General features: G+C 57.1%; 14 protein-coding genes. 7 read left to right on the forward strand and 7 right to left on the reverse strand.

The window, feature by feature from the left end; translation table 11 throughout:
- Positions 1-95: 95 nt before the first annotated feature.
- The 6 genes from RIC29_05750 (at position 96) to RIC29_05775 (ending at position 7,129) form a co-directional block, all read left to right on the forward strand.
- Positions 96-455 carry a hypothetical protein gene (locus tag RIC29_05750; GenBank protein MEQ8734407.1) on the forward strand — a complete coding sequence of 120 codons (360 nt, stop codon included), beginning with the start codon at positions 96-98 and terminating at the stop codon, positions 453-455.
- A 118-nt stretch (positions 456-573) separates the two neighbouring features.
- Complete coding sequence (locus RIC29_05755; protein MEQ8734408.1) at positions 574-1,830, forward strand: TolC family protein; 1,257 nt, start codon at positions 574-576, stop codon at positions 1,828-1,830.
- Positions 1,831-2,865: an efflux RND transporter periplasmic adaptor subunit gene (locus RIC29_05760; GenBank protein ID MEQ8734409.1), complete on the forward strand. Its 1,035-nt coding sequence runs from the start codon at positions 1,831-1,833 to the stop codon at positions 2,863-2,865.
- 10 nt (positions 2,866-2,875) lie between these two features.
- On the forward strand, positions 2,876-6,037 hold the full coding sequence (locus RIC29_05765; GenBank protein MEQ8734410.1) for an efflux RND transporter permease subunit: 3,162 nt from the start codon (positions 2,876-2,878) through the stop codon (positions 6,035-6,037).
- Positions 6,038-6,050: 13 nt separating this feature from the next.
- Positions 6,051-6,464 carry a hypothetical protein gene (locus RIC29_05770; GenBank protein ID MEQ8734411.1) on the forward strand — a complete coding sequence of 138 codons (414 nt, stop codon included), beginning with the start codon at positions 6,051-6,053 and terminating at the stop codon, positions 6,462-6,464.
- A 47-nt stretch (positions 6,465-6,511) separates the two neighbouring features.
- Positions 6,512-7,129 (forward strand): cation transporter, encoded by a 618-nt coding sequence (locus RIC29_05775; GenBank protein ID MEQ8734412.1) that lies wholly within the window; start codon positions 6,512-6,514, stop codon positions 7,127-7,129.
- A 6-nt stretch (positions 7,130-7,135) separates the two neighbouring features.
- On the opposite strand, the gene RIC29_05780 is transcribed toward RIC29_05775, so the two are convergent.
- Positions 7,136-9,274, reverse strand: a complete 2,139-nt coding sequence (locus RIC29_05780) for an LPS-assembly protein LptD (protein MEQ8734413.1) — start codon at positions 9,272-9,274, stop codon at positions 7,136-7,138.
- 124 nt (positions 9,275-9,398) lie between these two features.
- Positions 9,399-10,529, reverse strand: coding sequence for an LPS export ABC transporter permease LptF (gene lptF / locus RIC29_05785; protein MEQ8734414.1), 1,131 nt, complete (start codon positions 10,527-10,529; stop codon positions 9,399-9,401).
- Positions 10,530-10,739: 210 nt separating this feature from the next.
- Here lptF and RIC29_05790 point away from each other — a divergent pair, with 210 nt between their 5' ends.
- Entirely contained in the window at positions 10,740-11,264 is a 525-nt protein-coding gene (locus tag RIC29_05790; GenBank protein MEQ8734415.1) for a hypothetical protein, read from the forward strand.
- A gap of 72 nt (positions 11,265-11,336) precedes the next feature.
- On the opposite strand, the gene RIC29_05795 is transcribed toward RIC29_05790, so the two are convergent.
- From RIC29_05795 to RIC29_05815, 5 genes are all read right to left on the reverse strand, one after another.
- On the reverse strand, positions 11,337-12,416 hold the full coding sequence (locus tag RIC29_05795) for an OmpA family protein (protein MEQ8734416.1): 1,080 nt from the start codon (positions 12,414-12,416) through the stop codon (positions 11,337-11,339).
- Positions 12,417-12,705: 289 nt separating this feature from the next.
- Complete coding sequence (locus RIC29_05800) at positions 12,706-14,124, reverse strand: FAD-binding oxidoreductase (protein ID MEQ8734417.1); 1,419 nt, start codon at positions 14,122-14,124, stop codon at positions 12,706-12,708.
- Positions 14,125-14,196: 72 nt separating this feature from the next.
- Positions 14,197-15,144 carry an L-threonylcarbamoyladenylate synthase gene (locus RIC29_05805; GenBank protein ID MEQ8734418.1) on the reverse strand — a complete coding sequence of 316 codons (948 nt, stop codon included), beginning with the start codon at positions 15,142-15,144 and terminating at the stop codon, positions 14,197-14,199.
- The gene (gene cysQ, locus RIC29_05810; GenBank protein ID MEQ8734419.1) at positions 15,141-15,944 is read right to left on the reverse strand and encodes a 3'(2'),5'-bisphosphate nucleotidase CysQ; all 804 of its coding nucleotides are present in this window, start codon (positions 15,942-15,944) and stop codon (positions 15,141-15,143) included. Before cysQ ends, RIC29_05805 begins: the two co-directional genes overlap by 4 nt.
- 18 nt (positions 15,945-15,962) lie before the next feature.
- Complete coding sequence (locus RIC29_05815) at positions 15,963-18,308, reverse strand: xanthine dehydrogenase family protein molybdopterin-binding subunit (protein ID MEQ8734420.1); 2,346 nt, start codon at positions 18,306-18,308, stop codon at positions 15,963-15,965.
- Positions 18,309-18,476 lie beyond the last annotated feature (168 nt).

Here is an 18,476-nt window from a genome sequence, read left to right on the forward strand (position 1 = left end):
GCTTTTGTGTTCCGGTCTTAGTGAGGTCTGATTCGGTAACGCTCTATTTCCTAACTCACTAGATCAACGTTTGAGATGATGGTAGGGTCCAAAATATGGCAACTCGACGGCATATCCGGGCAGTGTGGTTCTGTCTTTTGGCAGCCCTGCTGATTTCTCCGCCGCTTACCAGTGCGGTGGCGGATGGCTTGGGCATTGATTTAACCCATCACCATTGTGACGCCGATGATCACAGTATTATGGCCAGTGTCGCAGATGAGAGTGGGCAATCAATCTCTCATGATGCGGCTGAAGCCGACCCCTACACCTGTGATCATTGTCATGTTGCTTTTGCGGCTCTGATGATTGATGCCGCATTCTCTGTCCCGAAGGGGATGTCTCTGCCTCTGCCTGATCGCGTTACGGCTCTGTCGGCTGTGCGCGTGTCACCGGCCTTTAAGCCCCCCATCGCCTAATCACAGTCAGTTCGTCCTGACATTCTAATAACAGCTGACCTGCGTGTGCATGTCGGTCTGGTGCGTGTGGCGTCGAGCCGCGCGTGTGATGAGAATGAGAGATAGAGGGGTCATGTTCATGACCAGGAAAAATATTTTAGCGCAGACCGTCCGGCGATTGAGTCTCGCGACCGGGGTGGCCTGTGTTTTAGGGACGGCTGCACTGCCGGCATTGGCGCAAACACCCGTGACGTTGTCGGATGTGATTGCCCAGGCGCTGCACAACAGTGGGCAGGTGGCACAATTGGATCGTGATCTGGCCCTGCGGCTGGCCGATGCGATTGAGGTGGAAACCAAAGCCAACCCGGAAGTTGGCGTGTTGGCCCGGTATTCTGATAAGGGCGCTGGCGCTGGCATTGAGTTTGAAATCAGCCAGCCACTGCGGTTCTCTGATTTTAAACTGCGCCCGTTGTATGCGGCGGCCATCCGACAAACGGCCACGGTTGAACAAGAAGCCGGACTGTTTGATCTGGTCAACCGTGTGACGGAATTGTATCTCGCCCATTGGGCGGCCCAGTCACGCGAAGCCATGGCCCGTCAGGCGGCGGATGAAGCCAAAGACATCACCGATCAGATTGAGCGCATTGCTCAGCAGCAAAATGTGCCAACGGTTCAACTCAACGTGTTTTTGCCGGAGGCCCTGCGCCGGGCCGAAGACGCGACGCTGCATGCAGCGGAACGGGCGGTGTTGGAAGCGCAACTGGCCTTTGAGACGGGCGGCGACGGACGTGCGCTGGTGACGTCTGCTGCTGCGCCGTCTCCTTTGCCGCCGCTCACTCAGGTTCTTGCGTTTGCCGCACAGAACGACTTTGGCGCCCGCTTGGCACGGGCGCGGATTACCGTCAACGAAGCGCGGTTGTCGGTCGCCGAGAAAGACCGCCTGCCATTGATCACGCCGCGGGCTAATTATGAAATAGATCCCGGCGGCGCCGACCGGGTGTGGGGTGTTGGTGTCGCCGTGGAGATTCCCTTATGGAACACCAACGCGGCCAATGTGGCCCGCGCAAAATCTGCTGTGCAGGACGCCCGGCAAGATTTAGCGAGATTGAATGGTGGGGCGCGGGAAGCCCTGGTGACGGGCTTGTACCGGCAGCTTGAATTGCTGGACGCGCGGGCAACGGCCTACAACACCCGCATTGTTCCGGCCTATCGCAAAACCTATCAAGACGTCCGCGCCATGTACGACCAGGGGCAAACGAACCTGCTGGGATTGTGGCAAGTTCAGGCCTCGCTGCTGGATGCGGAAGACGATGCCATTGCAACCGTCATCGACGCTTTGAACGCCCGCGTCGCCCTGGAGCGGGCCATCGGCGGCAAGATTGAACAGGTGAATTAAATGACCAAATTTTTCTTCAAAACGATGAGTCTGATGTTAGCCGTGCTGGTTATGGCCACACTGCCAGTGATGACCTCGGCGTTCGCGCAAGAGCAGCATGATCACGACGATCACGACGATCACGACGATCATGACGATCATGACGATCATGACGATCACGATGACCACGATCATGCAGACGAGGCTGGTGGGCCGCTGACTCTGACCGCCGTGCAAATGGCTAATCTGGGCATTGCCACGGCGACGGCAGACATTCGCCCCTTGCAAGAAACGGTCACACTGATCAGTTCTGTGGAGGCGCTGCCCGAGCGGCAGGCAAATGTGAGTCCTCGCTTTGAGGGTCAAATTCGCGACGTGCGCGCAACTCTGGGCGACCAAGTAACCGTAAACCAGCGTTTGGTCGTGGTTGAGCCGATCATTGCCGGGGCGAGCACGTTGACGTTGTCTGCGCCTATTTCCGGTGTGGTGTCGGCGCAATCGGCGCGGATCGGCCAGACCGTTGAGGCGACATCTGTGTTGTTTGAAATCTCCGATCTGTCACGCATGCTGTTACACGGCACGATGATGGAAAGTCCGGATATCACGCGCATCAAAGCAGGGCAGACCGCCACCGTGTATCTTGATGCGTTACCCGGCACACCTTTGGTGGCGGAAGTGGCGCGGGTGTATATGGCGCGCGAAGACGGCACCGGCTTGTTCACGGTGCATGCGGAGATCGATAATCTGGACGGCAGGCTCTACCCCGGCATGATGGGCCGGATGTCTGTGGCGGTGGGTGAGGCGACGCCCGGTATTGTGATTCCCCGCCGGGCGGTGTTGGGCGGATTGGGAGATCGCTTCGTGTTTGTTCGCATTGGCGATGACTTTGAACGCCGCGCAGTCATTGAGGGCCTGGTCAGCGGCGCGGATACGGAAATCCTGGAAGGGGTGTTCCCCGGCGAAGAGGTTGTGGTGCAGGGGCATTACCAACTGCAATACATGGGCGAAGGCTCTGCCGGGTTGCCGACCGATCCCCACGCCGGCCACAGTCACTGAGGCCGGGGGGATGTTGAATTCTATTATCTCGCTGTCGATCCGCCATCGCCTGCTGGTGGTGGCGGTGATCGCCCTCAGTTTTGTCTACGGCGGCTTGGCGATGCAAAGCCTGCCGATTGATGTGTTGCCTGATCTCAATCGTCCCACGGTGACAATCTTTACGGAGTCCCAAGGGTTGTCCCCGGAAGAGGTGGAAACGTTGGTGACCCGGCCCATTGAGGCGTCTGTGTATGGGGCCAATGGTGTGGTGCGGGTGCGCTCGGCCTCGTCCATTGGCCTGTCGATTGTCTGGGTCGAGTTTGACTGGGACATGGACATCTATGTGGCGCGGCAAATTGTGTCGGAAAAACTCAGCCAGGCCCGCGAGGCAATTTACGGGCGGGTGAATCCAACGCTGGGGCCGATCACCTCGATCATGGGCAACATCATGGCGATTGGGGTGACCAGTGAAACTGTCACCGGCGAAACTGTCACCGGCGAAACTGTTACCGGTCCCATGGAGCTGCGCACGCTGGCGGAGTGGGACATTCGCCAACGGCTGCTGGCCATTCCCGGGATTGCGCAGATCACTGTGGTGGGCGGGCAGTTACAGCAGTTCCAGGTGCTGATTGATCCAGAGCGTCTGGTGTTTCATCGCGTGCCACTCTCTTCGGTTTTAGAAGCGTTGGACGAAACCAATCTCAATGCCACCGGGGGCTTTTTGCTGACGGACTACACGGAAGGTCTGATCAGAGTGCTGGGCCGGGCGCAAACGGTTGATGAAATTGCCAACACCCTAGTGCCAATTCCCGGCAGCGCCGCGCGGCGGGTGACCATAGGTCAAATCGCCGAAGTAAAACTGGGCGGGCCAATGGCGCCGCGCGGGGATGCGTCCATTAATGCGTCACCGGGCGTGATTTTGTCGATCCAGAAACAGCCCGACGCAGATACGGTGACTCTGGTGTCTGCCATTAAGGCCGAGTTGGTGGCCATACAGGAGACATTGCCTCAGGATGTGACGTTGCATGACGACATTTTCAGCCAAAGTAAGTTTATTGAAACAGCGGTGGCAAACGTTGAAGAGGCGTTGCGCGATGGCGCGATTTTGGTGGCCATCGTGCTGTTTCTGTTTCTGCTGAATGTGCGCACAACGTTGATTACCTTGACGGCCATCCCGCTGTCGCTGGTGCTCACACTGATGGTATTTCAGGCCCTGGGCCTGTCCATCAACACCATGACTCTCGGTGGCATCGCCATTGCCATCGGGCAATTGGTCGATGATGCCATTGTCGGCGTGGAAAACACCTATCGGCGTTTACGGCAAAACCGGCAGAAGGGGGAACCGAAAGATCCGCTGGTTGTGGTGCGTGAGGCCACCCAGGAGGTGCGCGATCCGATTATCTTTGCGACCTTTATTGTGATCCTCGTGTTCCTGCCGCTGTTTGCCTTGTCGGGCGTTGAAGGACGCATCTTTACGCCACTGGGGATCGCGTATGTGACCTCTATTGGCGCGTCGCTGATCGTCTTTCTGACCGCAACCCCGGCGTTGTGTGCCTACCTGCTGCCGCGGATGAAACAGATGGACGCGGAAAAAGACGGCCTGGTGGTGCGGGGCATCAAGTGGGTGCAGGCGCAAATTTTGAGAGTATTGCTGCCACTGCGCTATGGGGTGTTCGCGGTGTTTGCCGTGTTGCTGGGCTTTGGTGTGTGGTTGACCAGTGAATTTGGTCAAGCCTTTCTGCCCGAGTTCAACGAAGGTGCGCTGAATGTGTCGGTGGTGATGGCGCCGGGAACCGCATTGGCGGAGTCCAATCGCATCGCGGCGACGGCGGAACGTCTGGTGTTGGAGGTGCCGGAAGTCATTAAGGTGGGCCGCCGGTCTGGCCGTGCCGAAAATGATGAGCACGCGGAGAGCATCAATGTGTCTGAGCTGGAGTTCTTTTTGCAGCCCTCGGACCGCGCCCGCGAGGAGATCATTGAAGACATTCGTACCCGGATGGAGCAAATCCCCGGTGTGCTGACCAATATTGGTCAGCCTCTGTCGCATCGTATTGATCACGCCCTCTCAGGGGTGCGGGCGCAAATTGCCCTGAAAATTTTTGGCGATGATATGGCCGAGTTGCGACGGTTGGCGCGGTTGGTCGAAGCCGAGGTGGAAACCGTAGAAGGCATCGTGGATCTCAGTGTCGAGCAGCAGGTGCTGACGGGGCAACTGCATATTCGCGTCGATCGTGAGCAAATTCTCAACCGGGGTCTGACGGTGGCCGATGTGGCCGACTACACCGAGTTGGCGCTGAACGGCAGAACCATGGGTCAGGTGATTGACGGCATCCGGACCTATGATCTGATCGCCCGCTTTGATGATGAAACGCGCGCTTCGGAAGACTCTATTCGGGCGTTGCCAATTGAAGTGGCCGAGGGTGGGTATGTGCCTCTGGAGTTGTTAGCTTCAATAGACGAAGCGCTGGGCGCGAACGTCATCAATCGCGAGAACAGCCAGCGACGCATCATCGTGCAGGCCAATGTGGCGGGCCGGGATCTGGTGAGTGTGGTGCAAGACATTCAAGGCCGTATCAACGCGGATGTGGAAATTCCCTCCGGGTACTTTGTGGTGTACGGCGGCGAATATGAGAGTCAGTCAGCGGCCTTGAACGCCATCGTGCTGTTGGCGGGGTTGGCGTTTCTCGGCATGTTCCTGGTGCTCTACGCGCATCTCGGCAGCATCAACTTTGCCATCCAGGTTATGTTGTCGGTGCCACTGGCGTTTGTGGGGGCGGTGATTGGGGTGTGGGCGACCGGCGGTGTGTTGTCCATCGCCACGGTGATCGGCTTCATTACGTTGACCGGCATCGCCGCCCGTAACGGTATTTTGATGATCAATCACTATTTGTATTTAATGCGCGAGGAAGGCGCCGCGTTTGACACGGCGATGATCACCCGTGGCACCCAGGAAAGAATCATTCCGGTGCTGATGACGGCATTGACCGCCATTTTGGCGCTGGTGCCTATATTGCTGACGCCGGACGAACCAGGTCGCGAGATTTTGCATCCGGTCGCCGTGGTTATTTTTTCTGGTCTTCTGTCGTCTACCCTCTTGGATCTCACCCTGCGGCCTCTGGTGTTTTGGACCTTTGGCCGCAAAGCTGTTGCAAAAAGATTACCCGGTCATATGGCCGCCGTTCCCGCTGAATAGAAGGAAAACAAAAATGAAATATGCAATCACACTTCTCGTGGCTTTGATGTTTACCGCTCCTGCTGTGGCGCAACCCACGCACAGTCACAACCATAACCACAAGGTTGATTTTATGTCCCTGGATGAAGGCTGGTCTCAGCTGGAAATGGTTGCGGCTGAAATCAAGGCGGCTGTGAAGGCAGAAAATTTGGAGGCGCTGCACGACTTGTCGGATCAACTGCACGCGGTTGCGGAGGGGCTGAAACGGTTTAACAAGGATGTGCCCAAGCCCAATCAGATGCGCTACACCTCAAGCCTTAACCAAATTCTGAGCTTGAGTGACCGCCTGCATCAGGCGTATGAGCGCAATGACTTGGTCGCCGCCCAGCGCCTGGTGCCACAACTCAACGGCATGGTGCAGTTGCTGATGGCCAGCGCAGAAAGTTAAAGAGCTTAAGTATTTACTGTGAGAGCCAGGAGAATGAGAGGCTGAGTATGAGCGGCTGCTGTGACGATGATGACGTTGGATTTGACGGCAGCTCGGTGCCGTACCGCAATGCGCTGATCGCGGTTATTCTCATCAACGGAGCGATGTTCGGGATTGAGGCCACAGTCGGTTTTGCCGCCATGTCGCAGGCCCTTAAGGCTGATGCTCTGGATTTTCTGGGGGATACACTCACCTATGCGATCAGTTTGTGGGCCGTCGGAAAATCCCTGACCGTGCGGGCGCGCACGGCGTTTATCAAAGGTGTAAGCCTCGGCGCAATGGGCCTGATAGTGCTGGCAATAACTGCGTATCGCGTGATTATTCAAGGCAGCCCAGATGGCGAAGCGATGGGGCTTATTGGCGGCCTGGCGTTGGCAGCCAATCTTATCAGCGCGCTTATTCTTCTGAAGTTCCGCAACGGTGATGCCAATGTTCAATCCGTTTGGCTGTGTACGCGCAACGACGCCATTGGCAACGTGGCGGTGATTTGTGCGGCTGGCTTGGTGATCTGGACGGCTTCCCCATGGCCGGATCTGATTGTTGCCGCAGCGATGGCCGCGTTGTTTTTGCAGTCGTCGGTGAAAATCATCCGCCAGGCGCGGGGTGAGCTTGCCGCTGCCGCATAACAACGCTTACTGATCGACACCCACGCTGGAAGACAACCGGACCTCGCCGATGGTCTTCAGAGTGAAGCGTAAGATGACCGAGAAGCCGCTCTGGAAATCGCGGTCTTCAGTATTGTCATCGGCAATGTCGAGGCCAAACACAAAGCAGTCATCTTCGTACTCAATGCCAATGGAGGAGCGGATCGAGCCGCCGCCTGGGCCAAGGTCTTCGCGGTGGGTTCCTCTCAACGACCAGAATTTAGACAGGCGGGTGTCGAAGAAGGCATAGAGTTCTTCGCGATCGCCAAACTCAGGCGTCAAAGGATCGCTTTGCTTGATATAAATATAGTTGGTGCCAAGCCGGAACAGATCATTGCCGGCCACAGCGCTGACCTCGCTGCGTTCCGTGCTGAAGTCATCTTGATCAAGACGGAAGCGGTAAGACAGATTGAGATAGTTTGCCGGGCGGAAGGTGATCCGCCCCACATAATCTGAGAACCGGTCGCGCAAACCTGATTCCAAAGCAAAGGTTTCATCTTCGTGGAAGCGATAGCTTTGGCCCAGCATGACATCTAATGATTTGCCGGTCGCGCCAAAGGCGGACCATCGCAGACCATAGTTGATTCGCGCGCCGCCTTCGACCCTATCATAACCGGAGAACCGCTGCTCTGAGAACAGGTTGGTGTCATCAAACTCGAAGTCACGGCTGTCTTCGTTGGGAATGGTGTCGGGATTTTGTCCAATGGGGCTGACCACGCCCTGGACAATGGGTTCCAGGGTTTGCGTAAGGAAGGAGCCGGATTTAACCAGCGGATAACGCCACTCCACTGACAGTTGTGGAATCGCCCGTCCTTCAAACCCGGTAAATGTGCCGCCGGTGATCGGGTCGGTGACATCTCTGACGTAATACCCATCGCCGCGCACGGTGGCCCGCAGCGTGTACATGTCGCCCATCTCGCCGATGTACGGCACGTTCCAGCCCAGGGTGGTTGAGAGTCTGGTTTGGTCGCTGCCGTTGTCGCGGTAAATGGCTAAGGCGCTGGCATCTGCGGTGAAGTAGCCGCCACCGCGTACCGGCTTGCCAACAAAGCTGTAGTCGATCAACGGGGCCACCAGCGGTGTTGAGCCGGCAGCGGTGGTGCGGCGTTGTCTCTGGAAGTGGTAGGCATTGACTGCAAAGTAAGACTGCGTGCCGAAGCGTTCGGCGAATGCATTGGTGGTCAGCCAGGTTGGAGCGTCAAAGTCGTAGCGCCTTAAATAGGTGTCGTCTGAGGCAAGGTGGACGTCAGCCCCGGTGCGCCAGCGTTCATCAATATCCCAGCGCGCGCGGGCCCTCAGATGTCCACGGAAGTCTTTCGGGTTGTCGTCATCATCGGCCACGACGCTGCCGAAGACTCTGAATTCTCCTTCAGAAAACAGCTGCCGGTATTCGCCTGTTGCCCCGCGCCCTGCCGAAGACGTGTAGAGCGGCGTCAGGGTTGCGTCTTTGTCCGGTGCAATGCTCCAGTAATAGGGTTGCGCGTAAGAGAAGCCTAAGTTGCTGCCGCCGCCAATGGATGGGGCCAGGAGACCGGACTTCCGGTCAGCGGTTGGATCGGGGTGGGCGAGGTAAGGACTGTAAAAAACAGGAACACCCAACAGTTCGATCCAGGCGTCGTTGTAGGTCATCATCTGATCATCCTGATCGTGGATGACTTTGCGGGCCTTGATTTGCCAGACTGGCTCGCCGTCGCAATTCAAGTCGCAGGCGGTGTACACCGCATTGCGTAATTCATTGACGTTGCCATCCTGGCGCCGTATGAGGCGTGCGGCCATACGCGAGTTATCGGCCAGAAGCACCTGGACTTCCCGGGCGAAGCCTTCTTTTAAATCGCCGCTGATCTGGGCTTCATCGAGGAACATCACCGTGCCATTGGTATCAACAATGGAGACGTTGCCTTTGGCGGTGACCAGATCGGCATCTTGATCATAGGTTACTTGATCTGCCAGCAGGATGCGGCCATCCCGTTCAATTTCAACGTTGCCAATGGCGGTCACGATGTTGGTGTTTTCGTCAAACCGCATTTCATTGGCCAGGAGCAACGTTTCGTCGTCTTGGTTTTGGGCTGGCGCCGGGGTCTGCGCTTGCGCCGGGGATGCTATGAACGTTGCGGTGGCAGACAGCACTGAGACAGATAGTCCCGGAACAGAAAAGACCGAAATCAGCAGGGCTTGCCTCAGCCGCGAGCAGAAAGCCGGGGGCTGCGAAATTCGGTGCCTAAGGGTGGAAAACAAAATCATGCAGAAGGCTTTAGACGGAACCAGGGTGTGGACGCAATGAAAAGGGCAACAAAGCGCGTAAACGATGTGGTGCGAGAACAAGAACGCCAATCATCAGGGGCACCAAAGCCACGATATACAATAAAGGTACGAACAAAAGGTTTTTTGCGGCCAGGCTCGCGGCGCTGAGGTTTGCAGCTTCAACGAGCACCACGCAGATAATCGCAACACTGATTCGCTTAACCTGGCCCTGGCGATTAAAGGTGCCGGTTAAGATGAACGCCAGGGCAATCGCGGTCAGGGACAGATTGAACAGCGGATTGGTCAGGCGCTGGTGGCCTTCGACCCTGAGACGCCGGACATTACGTGGCTTGATGCCATCCTCTTCGCTAAGCGTGAACAGCTCTGTGATTGTGCGTTCGCGGTTGTCGGTAAAGCGTGAATCGCCTGTGGTTTCAATCAGGCCCAAGTCGACCGTGTAATTGTCAAAGTACAGGAGAGAAATATCGCCGCGACCGGGTGTGACTTCCTGGCGACTGCCCTTGGTCAGTTTGACACGAGGGCCGTTCGGTCCTGAGATGACGGCACCATCTTCGGCCATGAGGGTGATGCTGGTGTCGTTGTCCCGTTGATCGTGAACCAGGATGCCCAGTAGTTCTCCGGTGGGGCCGCGCTCGCGCACATACACCGTCAATCCTTTGCCCACCTGATTGAACGTGCCTTCGCGCAACATGACTTGAGACATATCGCTGCGCGCTGTCCATTGAATCTCTTTGAAGGCGCGCATCGACATGGGGCCATAGTGCAAGGTGAGGGCGTATCCAACAATCGTGGCAAGAACGGCCATAATGGCAGCAGGTTTGGCCAATCCCCATTGGCTGATCCCGGCCGCTTGAGCGACGACCAATTCGCGGTCCAGGGTCATCTTATTGTAGATAAACAGCACCACGAGAAATAACGCGATGGGCAGGATGATGACGACGACATTGGGCAGCAGCAACAGGGTCATCTCCAGCCACGTGCCGATCGAGAGTCCTTTGTTGATGATCAATTCAATAAAGCCGAGCGACTGGGTCAGCCACAAAATATAAACCAGCACGCCAGTGACGATCAGGGTGCCAATAACGAGGTGACGCAGGATATAGCGGGTTAAGCCGGTCATGATGCGCGAAGTATAGGGTGCATGGCCAATCCGGCAAACACTGGAGACGCGGTTATTTGTTTGAAAGCTCAATAGCTTATGACGATTTTTGTGTCTTCAGGGTGGCATTTTTAGGGCAATATGCCTTAGTCTTCCCTCGCCGCGCCGCCTAAGGTAGATATGTTCTGAAGTGTTACGCGGTCATCTGATTGAAGAAGGCGAACCTATTCCATGAGACGAGCACAAAAAATGAGCCTCTTGGGCGCGGTTGCTTTGGCCAGCAGTCTGGTCACGCCGCCTACGCTTGCCGCAGATATGAACTGCGCAAATCCGGCCACGGTGGACGCGTTTACCGTGCGGGACTTGCAAAGCCGCTTAACGGTTGCAGGTTTGGCCTGCGGGCAGCGGACTTCTTACAATGCTTTTGTGAAGGCGTATGAGTCCGACCTCGGTCGCTCGGGACGAAATCTCGTGGCGCATTTTCGGGCTGGCGGGAATGGTGCACGGGCGCTTGATAGTCATGTGACGCACGCGGCAAATGCGGCATCACTCTGGCATAGCAAAGACTCAGATGCTTTTTGTGCGGAGTCAGCACGGTTGTTTCGTGATCTGTTGAGTGAGTCGAAGCGCTCGTTGATGCAGGTGGCGCGGACGGCAATGTTGCCTTTGGTTCAAAAGCCTGTGGTCTGTACAGCAGAGGCGTCAACACCTGCTGACGACCCTGAAGCTTCTTTAGTGAATTATTCCGCCCAGTAACATGTTTTAGTCAGTGACGGTTTCTGGCCCGCAACACGTGCTGGAAAATCCAGCACGTGTGGGGTGTGGTGTTTAGTCGATGATGATTTCAACGCGGCGGTTTTGCGGTTCGCGCACACCATCGTTGGTGGGGACCAGGTTTTCTGATTCACCTTTCCACAGGATGACGATTTCATTTTCCGGAATACCCCGGCGCACCAGTTCTGCTTTCACAGCCTGAGCGCGACGTTCTGACAATCCTAAGTTGTAGGCGGTTGAACCTGCACGGTCCGCGTGGCCGGTTGCGGTGATGCGGGCAGAGCCCTCACGTGAGGCATAGGCTGCGGCATCGTTGACGATGTTCGCGGCAATGCCGGTCAGGTTGGATTTATCAAAGTCAAAGAACACGATGAACTTTTCTGGACCCTTGGGCTCAGGCATCGGGGCTGGCGCTGGCGCTGGGGCCGGTGGTGGCGGAGCGGGTTGTGCAACCGGTGTCGGCTCAGGCTTTGGTTCCCATAACGCAAAACGCAGACCAACAACAATGTTATGGCTGCGGTTGTCATGATCCAGAGCGGTGAGGCCAGCGGGGACTGCGCTGTAGTCCAGGCCGGTCGAGTTCAGGTAGCGATAATCGAGAGTGAAGTCGAGACGCTCTGTGATCGGGAAAGATGCACCGACGATGCCCTGGTAAGCAAAGTCGCGCTCATTGCCATCGAAAAAGGCAGGGGCTGTTGCTGATGTTGAAACTGTTTCCCACCCGGTCCAGGCAAGGCCAACGCCTGCGCCGATGGAAACCGTGAGATCTGTGCCAGTATCGATATCAAACAACAGATTGCCCATTGTGGTGATCGTATCCTGGCTGCCACTTGCGGCAAACGGACCAACGGTATCGACATTGGCGTCGCGATAACCCAGCTCAAATTCTGTTCTGAAGCCTTCGGCCCATTTCCAGCCGACGGCACCAAGACCGACGATACCGTTTTTGATATCAACTTCGGTTGCTGTTCCACCGATGGTTACGTCGTTGGTGCGTGGCTTGTGGAGCCCAATACCGCCTGCGACGTATGGTCCTTCTTCAATTGCCATGGCCTGGCCGCCAAACAAAGCGCCGCCAAAGGCGAGACTGGCGATCATGGCTGTGGTGGCCATCAACGTACGGGTAGAAGACATATTGTTAAGCTCCTGAAACGCGAGAAATTAGCATGCGACCCTTAGTTTATAGGAAGGGCTGTGACTATTCAAACTTGTGTACACGGGGGTGTACCTTAAGTACATGATTTCAATCATATAGCACTTTGCCAATAGGGAACGATATGATTGGCAAAAGGTTCCCAGTTTATGGGCTGATTTTATATCTCAGTATCATTATTGCATCACCAGCGACGATGCATGAGAGGGTGCCGCAGAGGAAAATGCTGGCGCCAGATGCGGTCACGGACTCCGCTAGATTGGAAATGGCTTAGTTGACCACCTTGCCCGGGTTCATGGTGCGTTTGGGGTCCAGCGCCGCTTTAAGGGTTTTCATTAAATCCAGCTCAACCGGGTCCTTATAGTGCTCCATCTCACCGACCTTGAGGCGACCGATGCCGTGTTCGGCTGAAATCGAGCCATTCATCTCAACCACCAGGTCGTGAACAATGCGGTTCATGGCCTCCCATTCTGCCAGATAGGCGTCTTTGTCCATGTCCAGGGGTTGCGAGACGTTAAAATGCACATTGCCGTCGCCGACATGACCAAACGGGCAAGGCCGCGCCCCAGGATAAGTTTTTAGCACCGCAGCCATGCCCCGTGAAATGAACTCCGGCACGCGCGATACGGGCACGGAGACATCGTGCTTGATGCTGCCGCCTTCGTGCTTTTGCGCTTCGGGTAAGGATTCTCGCATGCGCCAGAGATTTTCGGCCTGGGCCTGACTTTCAGCAATGACCGCATCGACAATAATGCCATCTTCAAAGGCGGCTTCCAAAAACCCTTCAAAGGCCGCGCGCACATTAGAATTGGGCCGCGAGGTGGAGAACTCGATCAAGGTATACCAGTCATGGGGTTCGCTCAGAGGATCGGAAATGCCGTCGATATGCTTGGCGCAAAATTCCAGGCCGATACGTGGCACCAGTTCAAAGGCGGTCACGGCATCGCCCGACAAGGCGCGGGCGCGATTGAGCAAGCTGGTCACGTCGTCCAAAGTGCTGAGGGCACAGAGGGCAGTTTCGGTTTCTTTTGGCTTCGGAAAAAGCTTTAGAACGGCGGCGGTGATAATACCCAATGACCCCTCAGAGCCGACAAACAGATGCTTCAGGGCGTAACCGGTGTTGTCTTTGCCCAGCGCGCGCAGGCCATGCCAGATGCGACCGTCGGGCAGCACCACTTCCAAACCCAGGACCAAATCGCGGGTATTGCCGTAGCGCAGCACGTTAATACCGCCAGCGTTGGTCGCCAGATTGCCGCCGATCTGACAGCTGCCTTCCGCGCCCAGGCTGAGGGGGAACAGACAGTCGACGTCGTCGGCCTGGTTTTGTATCTCGGCCAGAATACAGCCCGCTTCGACGGTCATGGTGAAGTTGGTGGGGTCGATGTCGCGGATCTTATTCATGCGGCCCAGTGCGAGGACAATTTCTGCGCCGCTTTCGGCAGGCACACCGCCGCCGCACAATCCTGTGTTGCCACCCTGCGGGACGATGCCGATGCCGGCCTCGGCACACACTTTCACCACGGCGGCAACTTCGTCCGTTGAGCCGGGGCGCACGACCAAGCTGGTTGCGCCCTGAAACAGACCCCGCTCTTCTTCTAGATACGGTGCGATGTCGGAGTCAGAAGTGAGGCAACCACTGGGGCCGACGATGGCGGCGATTTGGTCGAGAAAGGTTTGATCAAGGGGCACGGGGTTGGCCTTCGTTGAAGCGGGAATGGAGAACGTATTCTAGAGTCTACAGCAGTTTTAACGGCCCCTGTTTTAGCGGCCAAGGGCGGCTCGCCGCAAGCGATCGTTGATCGCAATACCAATGCCTGCCTTTGGGATAGGGGCAACGGCAATGCCGGAAAAGCGCGTAGGGTCATCCAGGTTGCGCAGGGCGTGAAAGAGGTTTGCGGCGGCTTCGGTCAAATCGCCCGCGGCGCTGAGGTTGATGTCAGCGTTGGCGGTGCTGCCAAATCCGATGAGCGCTTCACCGGCCTCGGCGGCGTCTGCCTCAAGACGCACCGGAACGCTTGGGGCGTAATGTTTTTCCAACTGGCCAGGCGATTTTAGATCCTCAGCTGTGGTCATTTGAGCGGAGGGGCCGATGGGGCCGATGTGCGCGGTGATCTCTGCGGCGCTGATGGCCCCCGGTCTGAGCAGACGCGCTGTGGCTGTGGAGAGATCAAGTACGGTTGATTCCAGGCCCGTTTGGCACGGGCCGCCATCGAGGATGATGTCTAAGGCTGCGCCGAAATCGGCCTCTACATGTGCGGCGAGCGTCGGGCTGACATGGCCGGAGAGATTTGCACTTGGTGCGGCCAATGGTCGTTCAACGGCGTTCAGCAAGTGCGTCGCGATGGGATGGTTGGGTTGCCGCACGGCGATGGTCTTGAGGTTGGGGCTGACGAGTTTTGAGGCTGCGCAGGTCTTTGAGCGCGGCAACACCAGAGTCAGCGGGCCGGGCCAAAAGGCTTTCGCCAAAATAACGGCGCGGTCATCGGTTGTGGCGAGCGTGCCCAGCCAATCAAATGCCGCGATGTGAACGATCAGGGGATTAAAGACCGGGCGTTTCTTCAGCGCGTAAATTTTTGCGATGGCGGCGTCGTTGGTCGCATCTGCCCCAAGGCCGTAAACGGTTTCCGTTGGGAAGGCGACGAGCTTGCCAGCACGGAGGTGCTGTGCGGCGGCGGCGATGCTGTCGGCATTTGCCGCATGCATTGTCATGGTGTGCTGGCGGCGAGAAACGTCCCGTTGAGATAATTCGCCGCTTCTTTTTTGTATGGGAGGTCGTCACCGTCAAATGTTTTCACGCTGCCTCCGGCGGCCCGCAAAACCGCGTGGCCGGCGGCAATGTCCCACTCGCAGGTGGGGCCAAAGCGCGGGTACACATCGGCCTTGCCCTCTGCGACCAAACAGAATTTCAAGGAGGAGCCGACCGCGATCATTTCTTTCACATCCTGCCCGGCGAGATAGTCGTCCATGGCATCTTTAACTTGATGAGAGGCGCTGCCGACAACCGTCAGACCATCGCTTGGAATGTCACGAACGGCCAGAACAGAGCGTTGACCGTCCCGCACAACGAAGGCACTTCGTTTTCCTGTATGCGGACAGATTGCGCCACGATACAGGGTTTTGTGCACCGGGGCATAAACCAAGCCCAACGCGGGAACACCCTCAACAAGAAGGCCAATATTAACCGTAAAGTCGCCGCGGCGTTTGATGAATTCCTTGGTGCCGTCCATCGCATCGACACACCAAAACGTGGTGCCTTCAAACTCTGGAAACCCCTCTGCGGCACATTGCTCTTCGGCGACCACAGGGATCTCGGGTGCGATGCGGGCGAGGTCACGCAGTATGATGGCTTCCGACGCTTCATCGGCAGCGGTCACCGGCGAGTTATCCTCTTTAGTGTCGACGTCGAAGTCGGTTTCGTAAACCGCCATGATGGCACGACCGGCTTCAAGAACGGTGGGCTCAAGCTGGTCGGCGTAGGATTCTAAATCTTTAAGCGTAAGAGAAGTCACAGTGCGTGTTCTAACCTGTTAAGCCGCCTTCGCGGTGGCGCGCTGAATGGCCTGCCAGATTTTGAGCGGCGTCATCGGCATGTCGATGTCGGTCGCGCCCAGCGGGGCGAGCGCATCAATGACCGCATTAGCGACAGCCGGTGTTGCACCGATGGTGCCCGCTTCGCCAGCGCCTTTAACGCCAAGTCGATTGCTGGGGGAGCGCACCTCGGTGTAATGAAAGTCAAACGGTGGCACGTTATCCGCGCGCGGCATGATGTAGTCCATGAATGAGCCGTTCACCAATTGCCCGCTCTCGTCGTAGACGGTCTCTTCATACAGGGCCTGACCCAGACCTTGGCCGGCACCGCCGAGAATTTGACCTTCTAACATCATCGGATTGAGGATCAGACCAATATCGTCCTCGATGACGTAATTGATGAATTCGATCTCACCGGTGTCACGGTCGATCTCGATTTCGCACAGATGGCAACCGTTGGGGAAGGTTGCGCCGTTGGCCGAGGCTTCCACCGTTGTCACCAGCCCGGGTTCAACACCGTCGGGGCGCAGTGAGTCGTCGAAGGAGGCTTTCGCAACGTCAGCCAAAGACGCAGAGCGGTCGGTGCCGGCAATGGTGAACGCCCCATCAGCAAACTCAAGGTCCACCTCAGCCGCTTCCAAAAGATTGGCAGCAACTTTTTTGCCGTTTTCAATCATCGCTTCGATGGTGGTCACCAGGCCGCTGCCGCCTGCGGCCAGCGCGCGGCTGCCGCCCGTGCCCATGCCTTGGGGCACATCATCGGTGTCGCCCATGCGGATTTCGACGTCATCCATTTCGATGCCAAGGGTGTCAGCCGCTAGCTGAGAGAACGTCGTCTCCTGACCCTGGCCATTGTTCTGGCTGCCGCTTTGCACCAGCACCTTGCCATTTTGATCGACGGACAAGCGGGCGTATTCGGTTGGGCCCCCGCCACAGGCTTCGATGTAGTAGCTCATGCCAAGGCCACGCAGCTTGCCGCGGTTGGCAGCTTCGGCGCGACGAGTTTCAAAGCCGGCCCAATCAACGCGTTTCTGGGCGAGTTCCATCAGCTTCGCATACTCACCGGAGTCATAGTTCATGCCCAGTGGTGTCTTGTACGGAAAGGATTCAGGTTTGATGAAGTTGCGGCGACGCAGTTCATCGCTGGCAATGCCCAACTCACGGGCCGCTTTGTCGACCAAACGTTCCACGACATAGGCCGCTTCCGGGCGGCCAGCCCCACGGTAGGCATCTACGGGGGTGGTGTTGGTCATGGTGACCTTCACGTCGACATGAGCGGCTTCCAGGTCGTAGCAGCCACAGAGCATGCCGCATCCGGCCATGGTCGGGATCATCGCGCCAAACTGCGACACATACGCGCCGATATTGCCCAAGGAAGACACGCGGATGGCAAGGAACTTACCCTCTTTGGTGAGGGCAAGATCCGCATGGTTGAGTTGATCGCGGCCATGGGTGTCGTTGAGGAAGCTCTCGGTGCGGTCGCCGGTCCATTTCACCGGGCGGCCCACGGCCTTGGTGGCAAACAACGCAGCTAAGGGTTCATTGAACAGGAAGTTTTTCATGCCGAAGCCACCGCCCACATCGGGGCAGATGACGCGCAGTTTTCCAGCTGGAATGCCCGTGGCCGCTTTGCCGTTCTTACCCGTGATCCACTGACGCAGCTTATGCGAGCCCTGTGAGCCTGTGGTGAGGGTGTAACGGTCTGTTGTGCTGTCGTATTCGGCCAGCGCGCCACGGGGTTCGATGGCGGTTGGCGCAATGCGATTATTGACCAAATCTATGGAGATGATTTTGTCTGCTTTGGCAAAGGCGGCTTCGGTGGCGTCTTTGTTGCCCATGGACCAATGGACCAGAAGGTTGCCCTTTACACTGTCGAACAGGGGGTGCGCCCCGTCGGCGAGGGCGGACGTCATGTCGGCCGCGACCGGCAATTCGTTGTACTCAACTTCAATCAGTTCAGAGGCATCGCGGGCCAGGGCTAAGGTCTCGGCCACTACAATGGCGACGGGCTCACCCACATAACGCACCCGGTCTTTGGCCAGGATGGGACGGTGCGGGGCATCAGGGGCTTTGCCGTCGGGGCCAGGAGGAATGGTGTCTGCGGGTATGCCTGTAAACCCGGCGGCGTCCAGATCAGCGTTGGTATAAACACCCAGCACGCCGTCGGCGGCTTTCGCGGCAGAGGTGTCGATGGTGCCAACTTTCGCATGGGCATAGGGCGATCTTAGAACAGCGAGCCAGGCTTGGTTCTCTCGGTTGACGTCGTCCGTGTACTGCCCGGTGCCTGTGACAAAGCGATGGTCTTCAATACGGCGGATCGATTGACCCATTCCGAACTTACCCATGAAATCCGTCTCCTGAACGTAAATTTTGAGGCCTCAAAAAGCCATTATGGCACACCATACCCGCAGGATTTCGCCTGTCTAGTGGAACAAAATTTACGATCTGACGCTCCCCCCTTGTTCCCGGTCAGGCCGGACCCTAGGGTATGGGGAACATAAAATATAAGAGGG

This window comes from Rhodospirillaceae bacterium (genome assembly GCA_040219235.1).
In the GTDB taxonomy this organism is placed as follows: Bacteria; Pseudomonadota; Alphaproteobacteria; order Rhodospirillales; family Rhodospirillaceae; genus WLXB01.

Excerpts from the sequence above, each read along its gene's own strand:
- RIC29_05750 (MEQ8734407.1), top strand. The coding sequence starts at position 96 with ATGGCAACTCGACGGCATATCCGGGCAGTGTGGTTCTGTCTTTTGGCA.
- RIC29_05755 (MEQ8734408.1), top strand. The coding sequence starts at position 574 with ATGACCAGGAAAAATATTTTAGCGCAGACCGTCCGGCGATTGAGTCTC.
- RIC29_05760 (MEQ8734409.1), top strand. The coding sequence starts at position 1,831 with ATGACCAAATTTTTCTTCAAAACGATGAGTCTGATGTTAGCCGTGCTG.
- RIC29_05765 (MEQ8734410.1), top strand. The coding sequence starts at position 2,876 with ATGTTGAATTCTATTATCTCGCTGTCGATCCGCCATCGCCTGCTGGTG.
- RIC29_05770 (MEQ8734411.1), top strand. The coding sequence starts at position 6,051 with ATGAAATATGCAATCACACTTCTCGTGGCTTTGATGTTTACCGCTCCT.
- RIC29_05775 (MEQ8734412.1), top strand. The coding sequence starts at position 6,512 with ATGAGCGGCTGCTGTGACGATGATGACGTTGGATTTGACGGCAGCTCG.
- lptF (MEQ8734414.1), bottom strand. The coding sequence starts at position 10,529 with ATGACCGGCTTAACCCGCTATATCCTGCGTCACCTCGTTATTGGCACC.
- RIC29_05790 (MEQ8734415.1), top strand. The coding sequence starts at position 10,740 with ATGAGACGAGCACAAAAAATGAGCCTCTTGGGCGCGGTTGCTTTGGCC.
- RIC29_05795 (MEQ8734416.1), bottom strand. The coding sequence starts at position 12,416 with ATGTCTTCTACCCGTACGTTGATGGCCACCACAGCCATGATCGCCAGT.
- RIC29_05805 (MEQ8734418.1), bottom strand. The coding sequence starts at position 15,144 with ATGACAATGCATGCGGCAAATGCCGACAGCATCGCCGCCGCCGCACAG.
- RIC29_05815 (MEQ8734420.1), bottom strand. The coding sequence starts at position 18,308 with ATGGGTAAGTTCGGAATGGGTCAATCGATCCGCCGTATTGAAGACCAT.